The organism is Methanoculleus marisnigri JR1 (assembly GCF_000015825.1).
Lineage (GTDB): Archaea > Halobacteriota > Methanomicrobia > Methanomicrobiales > Methanoculleaceae > Methanoculleus > Methanoculleus marisnigri.
Genome location: NC_009051.1, coordinates 2,353,856 through 2,362,592, shown reverse-complemented (window position 1 = coordinate 2,362,592; position 8,737 = coordinate 2,353,856). Strand labels below are relative to the sequence as shown.

The window sequence follows — 8,737 nt, the reverse complement described above, 5'->3', positions numbered from 1 at the left end:
GATCCGCAGGATCGGATCCGGGCGGGTCAGCGGCTGCGAGCCGGATCGATCGGATCGCCCATGATCTCGGAGGGTTCCGCACCGGAGGGCGGTTCGGTGAAGAACCGGACAAATCGATGTTCTTCGCCCCTCGCGAGGACGATAGCGGCGAAGGCGGCGACGATCGCCCCCCCGACGAGATCGACGATGAGATCCGACATGGTATCGGTGTTGCCGAGCTGGAGGCTCGTGCCGAAGACCTGGTCGACCGCAAACTCGTAGATCTCCCAGACCGCCCCCGCTGCCAGCGTGGACGTCAGGATGAAGACGGCGATTGCCGGACCCGTCAGCCGGATCTCCCCCTGGTGGTCGGCAAGGAGCGCGAGAAAGAAGGCAATAAGTGCGACGGTGACCGAGGAGACGAGGTGGGTCAGTTTGTCGTAGTAGGGCGCGAGGGTGACGTAATACTCCCCGACGTGCCCCATGACGTGGAGGTAGAAGGAGACGGCGACGAGGAGGTTGATCTCCCAGGGGAGGCAGAGGCGCAGATTTCTCGTCATGAGGGACGGCGTCATCGTCAGGAAGAACGCGGTGCCTGCCGAGATCCCGAGGAAGTACTCGCCTGCCAGGATACTCGAGACTGCGGCGAGGAGTATGAGACCCTGGATGATGTAGGTGAGGTAGATCCCGCGCGGGGGGTTCGGGCATGCCATGGAGACGTTGAATGGATACTCCAGACAAATATACATAACCGCTCCGCCGGCAATCTCCTGGAATTGTGCTCAGGCTCCATCGCGGTCAACCGGAGCGGGTCCGCCGCTCGTTGGGCTCGCGGGAGAATATTTGATAACCTAGCAGTTGTATAAATTTGACACACAAAAGACCGAATACTCTGGAACATGGGGTTGATTAACTGACAGATCCTACGAAGCGCAAACCCGGGTCCAATGGAGGGGAAGCGGGGGATGAAGTTATCCGTGTGCGCCTGCCGAACAAGAGGAACCGCGAGATGTTCGGGAGCGCCGAACTGATGCTCGGGGCAAACCACATCCGGATCCGCTGCTTTGACGGGGTGACGCGCACCGGGCGGATCAAGGGCAAGATCAAGAAGAAAGTCTGGATCCGGGAGGGAGACGTCCTGGTGATCGTCCCCTGGAGTTTCCAGGACGAGAAGTGCGATATCGTCTACCGATACACGAAACCTCAGGTGGAGTGGCTCCGGAAGAACCGGTACCTCTGATATCTTTTTTACATCGTATCTCCCTGCCCGGCGAAAAATCGGGCAACAGCAGCAGAAGTGCTGTATCGGGTTAAAAAAGTTTAGATGTCGTGAATCTTGATCCTGTACTCTTTTATGACGAGTTTGTCGACGTCGTTCCGTTTGTAGTTGTCGGGCGCGGTCTTCTGCATCCCGACCGAGCTGCCGGTCAGGTAATTCTCCCACGCCGTCGAGTAGTCGCCCGACGAACCGCTCGTATACTTTACCGTCACGTTGCCTCCGGGAACAGGTACCGACTGCGTCTCCGAACTCTCCAGGCTCATCCTCACCGTCGTCATCCCGGACTTCGCCATATACGTGTCGGTGGTGATGTTCATGATGTAGATGACGAACGTTCTTTCGCTCAGTTCGTCGTCATAGAACCACCGCGGTTCGGCAAGCATCGCCGACCCCGCCGCCCACTCCTGGCGTATCATCACCGCACCGTTCTCGAGGGTGATCACCCCGGTGCCCTGGTCGGAGCGGTAGGTCAGTGCACCTACGGTGTAGTTCTCCTGAAACAGGGTGGTGCCGTTCGTGACGTTGATGTAGCCGCCGTAATCGCTGGCGTTGATCACCTCGAACGTCCCGCCGCTCACCTGGAGCGCCGTCTCCTTGTAGGGCACGTTCTTGAAGCAGAGGCTCTTCATGTCGTTCTGAATGACGATCATTGTCCGTTCCATGTTCCTTACGTCGGTGTTGCTCTGCTCCTTGACGAGCACCGGGTAGCCGTAGAGCGTAACCAGCCCGATGCCGGTGATGACGATCCCGAGGATCAGGATGAACCCGATCGCCTCTGATACCGCCTTCTCATTTATCTTCACGGTTATCTCCTCCTAAACCCCGCTTGAGTCATACTGGATCATGTTCCATCCGGCGCCGGTGGTGTTGCCGATGACGCCTCTCGTCGCTCCGATGCCGGCGATGGCGATCTTGCTCTGGATTCCACCGCCCTGCACCTGGATCACCTGGTTTGCACGTGTCATGTCTACATTCACGAAGTAGTCCGCCCCGGCAACGTCGTCGGGGATATCGAACTTCGTCGCTATCGTCCCGTTCCCGGGTGCGATCACGTAGAGGTCGACGATCCGGGTGCTGACCCCGTTCCCGATATCCACGAAGGCATGGTAGCGGAGATTGTTCGCCGGCCCTTCCATGAAGACGGCGTTGACGGTGAAGATCATGACGACCATCAGCAGGAGGAGCATGCCGCTGATGATGACGTACTCTATCAGCCTCGTGACGCCTTCTTCGTTCGGCGGCTCAGTAATACACGGTCTCATCGTACTTCGTCACCCCGTTGTAGTAGTGGATGTGTATCGGGCAGAGCGTGCGCCCGGAGATCTCCTCTGGTGTACCGTTCCAGAAGTACACCACGGCGTTCTTCCGCTCAAGGGATATCCTGACGATGTCCTCCACGTTGTTTGGACGATCCAGAGGGCCAAGGCTCTCGTAACGGTCATAGTGATCAAAGATCTCCGACCGCAGGTCCCGGATATCGTTCTTCGGGAACTCGAGCACTCCTTCCGCGGTCGTCTGCCCGACGAGCGCCGACTGGTTGATGATCAGCGCGAGGAAGAACAGCCCCACGGCGACGAGAAGCCCCATCAGGACGATCCACTGGCCGTCCTCGTTCATGCACGCCATAGCAGCACCTCCAGGAGAACTGTCCGGGGGCGGAAAGGCCCTATATCCGAAGGAATTCCGGGGGGATTCCCAGGGGGGTTCTCATTCAGGTGCACCCACCGGGTCACCCGCACCGTGTTCTCACGCCCGGTGAACTCCGGGTCCAGTAAAGAGAGAGGCGTTGTGTTTACGCTGCCGCTCGTTGTCCTGTAGGAAAGGTAGACCTGGGCCCTGAGGTCGTTGTCGTCGCTTCCCGCTCGCATTTTACAGTAGTCGAGGAACTGTTCCCTGAGTATCTCGCCGTCGGGGACTCCCCCCTGGACGAGCGTGGTGAGCTGACTCTCGCTCCCATCCGCATCCGGCGTATCCATCATCGCGAGCACGTCGCTCCCGAGCTGCTCAAGCTGCATGTCCGGGATGTGGGTATCTCCTGGGGTGTAGACGCTCGTCGTGCTGATGACGATGTACGCGGTGAGGAGCATGATGACCCCGGCCGCGACCCCCTCCATCGTGTAGAGTTGTCCTCCATCGTTCACCATATCGCCACCTCCAGGGCAGCGGGCTTCATGTCGGGACGGGTGACGTTATTGTAGTCATACAGGAACGTGCCGTTCATGAAGGTTCTCTGTGGGTTGCCGTCATCGAAGGTGAACCGGATATCCAGAATGCTGTTCTGGTCCAGGGTGAAGAGCGAGATGGCCGCCGGTTTCAGCACCAGAGAGATGTTGGATTCGACAGCGGCATCTGGTCTGAGCGAGTGCTGGATGTCGGTGCCGTCGATGCGCAGGGTGTAGAGATCGGGATCGAGTGTAGCATACAAGAACGGAATATTGCTGAACCCCGAGTTAGGATTCGTCGGATCCTTCTTCAAAAATGCCACGCTCTTGAGCTTTGCGTTCGTGACCGAGGGTTCGGTCCTGTTCAGGTACCTGTCGAATTCCGTGATCGTGACGTTCACCGGTTCGATCCTCGGGTCGATCCGGTAGGCCGGGCTGATGTTCTGGTCAAGCAGCTGGCTGAAGTTGAGCTGGACGGTGAACATCCGTGGTTCCGAAGGGCCGAGCGTGGTCTCGTTGAAACTGCTGTTGTAACTGATATTCGCCACCCCCGGCTCCTTGATCTTCACCACCCGGCGGATGTAGCCGTAGCCGGAAGGGGGTGTGTCGCCGACCTGCTTGACTTCGCCACCGCTCCGGAGCGAAAAGTTGTAAGAGTAGGGAATGTCGCCGAAGATCGCCTTGCCGCGGTAGTCGTCCTCTGTGAAGAACGAGTCGTTGAAGAAGGCGTTAACCTTCGTCGAGAGGAGGATGTTCGGGGTCTCCTTCGAGACCGCGAGCCCCATCCGCTCGATCTCGTCCTTATAGGCCTCGGTCTTCATCTCCCATGGTGGGTATACCGGCCAGCCGGGATCCTCCACCAGGATCACCCCTGTGCGGTAGGCGACCGCATCGTAGTCGATCCCGCTGCTCTCCAGGCTCGCGAGGAGCCCCGGCACCATGCTCACCACCATGATCAGGGCGAGCATGAAGATCGTGAATCCCGCGAGGAAGTCAAGCGACATCACGCCGTCATCTGTTGCTGGTTTTATACGATCGCCTCCCCGTTATCTGCCCGGAACGTGAGAACCTCCACCCCGGCGTCCGAACGAATCGTGATGGTGTAGATTCCCTCCGCGAGCACGAGATCGACCGTGCTCGCATCGAGGCGCACCATCGCCGGCCGGATCGCCTCTTCCTGCGCCGCGAGGAGATCCTCCGGGGAGAGGATCCCGGTCATATTCACCTCCTCGTCGGGCAAGGGGGCACGAAGCGAGGTCTCCCTCCAGCCCGTGACACCGGAGGTCAACCAGCGCGCCTCTTCGCCGTCCTCAAGGCCGATGGCCCAGGCAGCTGCCCGGCCGTCGAGGGTTACGCGGTTCCCGAGCACCTGGCGCATCGAAGTGCCGGTGATGTTCAGGCCGCCTTCGACGCTGAGCATATCGAGTTCCGCGAGAGCCTCGGTGAGGGTATAGCCCTCCGGCTCCGGCAGATCGATGGAGGTGATGCCGCCGCCCGGTGGCGGCGGCGAGGATGCGCCGAGACAACCACACGCGGTGCAGAGGATACAGGCTGCGGCAAGCAGGGCTAGAACTCCCCCGGGAACTCTCATGTAAAGCAGTCATTATACCCGAGGGCATATAAATAACCACCACTCTTGTATCTTCAAAGATTTGCCCCTAAATCGGGATATTGGAAACGTGCAGAGAACTTAGCGCAAAAATATTTCATTTTGCATGCAAGCTCGCCGGACGGAGTGGCTCCTCCCTTATATGCCCGGCGTTCCGGGCCGCGGGTTCCGGCGCGCTATCGTAACATATATCCGAAAGATAGTAACAACATCTGATGCAGGGTAAGCATATGTGTAATACCATTCCCCCCGGCACGCCGGGAGAAGCACATGACCGGTTCGCCGAAGCGGCCGCCTTTCACGGCCACGTCTGTCCCGGTCTCGCGACGGGCTACCGGGCGGCAGAGGTCGCCCTCGCGCGGCTCCGCTCCGGACGCTCGGAGGACGAGGAACTCGTCACCATCGCCGAGACCGACGCCTGCGGCGTCGATGGCATCCAGGTCCTGACGGGCTGCACCGCAGGAAAAGGAAACCTCCTCTTCAAGGATCACGGCAAGCACGCGTTTACGTTTATCAACCGCAACACCGGGGCCGCAATTCGCGTGGTGTCAAACCCGTCGTTCAACATCGACTCACTCGACCCCGACCTTGCGCCGCTCCGGGCGCGGGTGATGCAGGGGCTGGCGACCGATGCGGAGCACGCCGAGTTTCACGAGCGGACGAGGCGGATCGTCGAAGCCATCATGAAGGCGCCCGCCGAGCAGCTCTTCATCATCCGCGAGGTCGACGCCGAGATCCCCGAACGGGCCCGGATATTCCGGTCGGTGCCGTGCGCAAAATGCGGCGAAATGACCGCCGAGTCCCGCGTCAGGGTCGAAGACGGGAAGTTCGTCTGCTACGCCTGCTCGCGGGAGTATTCCCGGCACCTGTGAGGGCCCACCCCTCAGCGTACTATTTTTGCAATCGGGATCTCGAGGATGTCCTCAGCCCCCGCGGCCTTGAGCGGCGGGATGAGGCCGTTGACGAGCCCTTTCTGCACCACCGTCTGGATGCTGAAGTAGTCGATGCCGTGCAGCCTGCCGACGGTGGGCTTCTTCATCGCCGGGAGGACCTCGATGACGCGGTCGAGCGCGGCCGACGGCACGTTCATCGTCAGGAGCACCTGGTGGCGCGCCTCGATCACGCCGAGGAGGAGAGTCGTGATCTCCTCGATTTCGCGGCGCTTCTCCGGGTCATAGAGGGACTCACGGTTCGCGAGGAGCGCGGTGTGCGACTCCATGATCTGCCCGACGATCTTGAGCCCGTTCTTCTTGAGCGTGCTCCCGGTTTCGGTGAGGTCGACGACGACGTCCATCAGGTCGGGGACCTTCGCTTCGGATGCCCCGTAGGAGGGAAAGAGGGTGACCGGGACCCCGAGGTCCGCGAAGAATCGCTCCGTGATCCGCGGGTACTCGGTCGTCACCCGGCTGCCCGGGCGGATGGCGGCGACATCTTCTATCGGCTCGTCGCGGTGGACAGCGACCACGATCTTGACGTTCCCGTCGCCTGTCTTGCTGTAGGAGAGATTTGCGACCTCGACGACGTCGGCACCGCTCTCCTGCACCCAGTCGAGCCCCGATATCCCGAGATCGAAGTAACCCATCTGAACGTAGAGCGGGATCTCCTGCGGGCGGAGGATCTTCACCTTCCCGATCCGTGAATCGTTGATCCGGGGGTTGTAATCGCGGTCTGTCCGCCTGACCTCGAGATCTGCCTCCTTGAAGAGCTGGAGCGTCTGCGCCTCAAGGCTCCCCTTCGGGAGCGCAATCGTGATCATAAGAGATGATCGGGCAAAAAAGAGTTTAAAGATGATGATATGGATCGTTCAGTCGATGGTGTGGACGACGAGCCCCGAGAGGAGTTTCGGCTCGAACCAGGTGGATTTCGGGGGCATAACGCCGTCCATATCGGCGATCGCGAGCACCGTCTCGACCGGCACCGGCTGCATCGCTACCGCGAAGGCGTATTTGCCGGTGTCCACGAGCCGCTCGAGTTCACGGAGGGGTTTTGCCCCGCCCATGTAATGGAGCCGGGGATCGCCCCGCGGGTCGGAGATCCCGAGCATCCCTTCAAGGACGTCTTTCTGGAGGACCGAGACGTCGAGGGACCCGATCAGGTCGGCGGGGTCCGCGACCGGCCGGGAGACCTCATACCAGGTTCCTTCCAGGTAGAAGTGCATGACGTGCACCGGCGCATCCCGGGCCGCGAGCGGCTGGATCTGGTAGCCCGCTGCATCGACCTTCCCGTAGGGGCGGACGGTCCAGCCCGCCGTTAAGAGCGCATCGATGAGCCCCGGAAGGGTGTAGCCGCCGAGGTCGGTGACAAGCCTGCTGTAGCCGTGGATGCGGACGCGGTCGTGGGCGAAGAGGACCGCCATGAACTTCCCGGCCTCTTCGGTGAACCTCCCCTCGCTTCGCCGCCGCTCGGCCACGTTCACCGCCGATTTGGCGCGGTGGTGCCCGTCCGCGATGTAGGTTTCCGGCACCGCTGCAAAGAGGCTCTCAAGGCGGGCGAGGACGGCCTCGTCGGCGATCCGGTAGACCTCGTGGAGCACGCCCGATGCGGTCGTTGTGCTCCCGTCGGGCTGCACATCGTCGATGAGGGAGCGGACGTGAGAGAAGATCTCGCCCGAGTCGCGGTAGAGCAGGAAGACGAGCCCGGTATTCGCGCCGACGACGTCGATGTGCCGGGTCCGGTCTTCCTCCTTGTCGTACCGGGTGAGTTCGTGCCGCCGGATCGTTCTGTTCTCGTAGTCCTCTGTTCCCACGCAGCAGACCAGCCCGACGAACTCCTCGCCGTCCTGGACTGCCCGGTAGACGTACACCCCGGGCTCGGGGTCACGCTCCATCAGGCCGTCCGCGAGCATCCCGTCGAAGACCTCCCGCGACCGCCGGTAGACCCGGTCGTCGTTCGGCGGGAGGTCGGGGAGTTCGGCATCCGGCCTGCTGACCCGCAGGAAACTCATGGTGTTCTTCTCGATGCACTCCCGGGCCTCTTCCGCCGTCACCACATCGTAGGGCACGGAGGGAATCTTTTCGGAGTACGGCTGCCCCGGACGGACCGCCGCGAAACTATAGATCTGAACCATAAATACCGCCACTCGTATGTGCCTACTATTTTGTCTCCTGACACTATAATTAGGTGAGGCACTCCAGGAGGGAGAGGCCAATAATGATGCCGCTCCAACTCATCATTCGCCGGGCACAGCCCGCAGATATTTCGCAGGTAGTTGCCGTCGAGAGAATGGCCTTCGCCGACCCCTGGGACGAGAAGACGCTCCAGGAATCCCTTGCCTACTACCCGGAGACGTTCTTCGTGGCCAGGAACAACGGTGACGTGGCCGGCTTCGTCGCCGGGGGCGTTGAAGACACCGGGGAAGAGGTGTACGGGCATATCATGAACCTCGCGGTCGCCCCCGGATACCGGCGCCGGGGGATCGGGCGGAATCTCGTCCGCCGCCTGGAGCGGGAGTATGTTGTTTTAGGCGCGAGCGCTGTCCAGCTCGAGGTCCGCGTAACGAACACCGGGGCGCAGGACTTCTACCGCCGTCTCGGCTACCGGGAGGTCTTCCAGGTCGCCGCATACTACGCGAACGAGGAGGATGCTCTGGTCATGATGAAGTGGTTCAGGTTTTAGACGCGACGCTCCGCAAGGAGCGGAGCGGGAGAAAACGCGAAGCGTTTTCGACTTGCGACGGTTCGTAGAACCGGAGCAGCTCACCACCGCTCC

At 61.0% G+C, this 8,737-nt stretch carries 12 protein-coding genes; 3 read left to right on the top strand and 9 right to left on the bottom strand.

Features of this window, described 5'->3' with window-relative positions; all coding sequences use genetic code 11:
- Positions 1-26: 26 nt before the first annotated feature.
- Positions 27-728: a hypothetical protein gene (locus tag MEMAR_RS11740; protein WP_245526609.1), complete on the bottom strand. Its 702-nt coding sequence runs from the start codon at positions 726-728 to the stop codon at positions 27-29.
- 164 nt (positions 729-892) lie between these two features.
- Here MEMAR_RS11740 and eif1A point away from each other — a divergent pair, with 164 nt between their 5' ends.
- A complete protein-coding gene (gene eif1A / locus MEMAR_RS11735; protein WP_081432619.1) occupies positions 893-1,219 on the top strand; it encodes a translation initiation factor eIF-1A in 327 nt (108 codons plus the stop codon).
- 80 nt (positions 1,220-1,299) lie between these two features.
- Here the strand turns inward: eif1A and MEMAR_RS11730 are convergent, their stop codons facing one another.
- Genes MEMAR_RS11730 through MEMAR_RS11705 form a run of 6 tightly spaced genes read right to left on the bottom strand, consistent with a single transcriptional unit; the run spans position 1,300 to position 5,011 of the window.
- A complete protein-coding gene (locus MEMAR_RS11730) occupies positions 1,300-2,061 on the bottom strand; it encodes a DUF7289 family protein (protein ID WP_011845209.1) in 762 nt (253 codons plus the stop codon).
- A gap of 12 nt (positions 2,062-2,073) precedes the next feature.
- The gene (locus MEMAR_RS11725) at positions 2,074-2,520 is read right to left on the bottom strand and encodes a hypothetical protein (RefSeq protein WP_048063864.1); all 447 of its coding nucleotides are present in this window, start codon (positions 2,518-2,520) and stop codon (positions 2,074-2,076) included.
- Entirely contained in the window at positions 2,501-2,884 is a 384-nt protein-coding gene (locus MEMAR_RS11720) for a hypothetical protein (RefSeq protein WP_048063863.1), read from the bottom strand. Before MEMAR_RS11720 ends, MEMAR_RS11725 begins: the two co-directional genes overlap by 20 nt.
- The gene (locus MEMAR_RS11715) at positions 2,872-3,402 is read right to left on the bottom strand and encodes a DUF7288 family protein (RefSeq protein ID WP_011845206.1); all 531 of its coding nucleotides are present in this window, start codon (positions 3,400-3,402) and stop codon (positions 2,872-2,874) included. The genes MEMAR_RS11720 and MEMAR_RS11715 overlap by 13 nt, the downstream gene beginning before the upstream one ends.
- Positions 3,396-4,424, bottom strand: a complete 1,029-nt coding sequence (locus tag MEMAR_RS11710) for a DUF7287 family protein (RefSeq protein WP_011845205.1) — start codon at positions 4,422-4,424, stop codon at positions 3,396-3,398. Before MEMAR_RS11710 ends, MEMAR_RS11715 begins: the two co-directional genes overlap by 7 nt.
- Positions 4,425-4,447: 23 nt before the next feature.
- Positions 4,448-5,011: a hypothetical protein gene (locus tag MEMAR_RS11705; protein WP_011845204.1), complete on the bottom strand. Its 564-nt coding sequence runs from the start codon at positions 5,009-5,011 to the stop codon at positions 4,448-4,450.
- Positions 5,012-5,259: 248 nt separating this feature from the next.
- Between MEMAR_RS11705 and MEMAR_RS11700 the strand changes: the two genes are divergently transcribed.
- The gene (locus MEMAR_RS11700) at positions 5,260-5,901 is read left to right on the top strand and encodes an FmdE family protein (protein ID WP_011845203.1); all 642 of its coding nucleotides are present in this window, start codon (positions 5,260-5,262) and stop codon (positions 5,899-5,901) included.
- Positions 5,902-5,912: 11 nt separating this feature from the next.
- Here MEMAR_RS11700 and hisG read toward each other — a convergent pair whose 3' ends face one another.
- Both hisG and MEMAR_RS11690 read right to left on the bottom strand, forming a co-directional pair.
- Positions 5,913-6,785 carry an ATP phosphoribosyltransferase gene (hisG, locus tag MEMAR_RS11695; protein WP_011845202.1) on the bottom strand — a complete coding sequence of 291 codons (873 nt, stop codon included), beginning with the start codon at positions 6,783-6,785 and terminating at the stop codon, positions 5,913-5,915.
- Between the two features lie 48 nt (positions 6,786-6,833).
- Complete coding sequence (locus tag MEMAR_RS11690) at positions 6,834-8,096, bottom strand: DUF1015 domain-containing protein (RefSeq protein ID WP_011845201.1); 1,263 nt, start codon at positions 8,094-8,096, stop codon at positions 6,834-6,836.
- A gap of 83 nt (positions 8,097-8,179) precedes the next feature.
- Between MEMAR_RS11690 and rimI the strand changes: the two genes are divergently transcribed.
- On the top strand, positions 8,180-8,644 hold the full coding sequence (rimI, locus tag MEMAR_RS11685; protein WP_048063862.1) for a ribosomal protein S18-alanine N-acetyltransferase: 465 nt from the start codon (positions 8,180-8,182) through the stop codon (positions 8,642-8,644).
- The last annotated feature ends 93 nt before the right edge of the window (positions 8,645-8,737 follow it).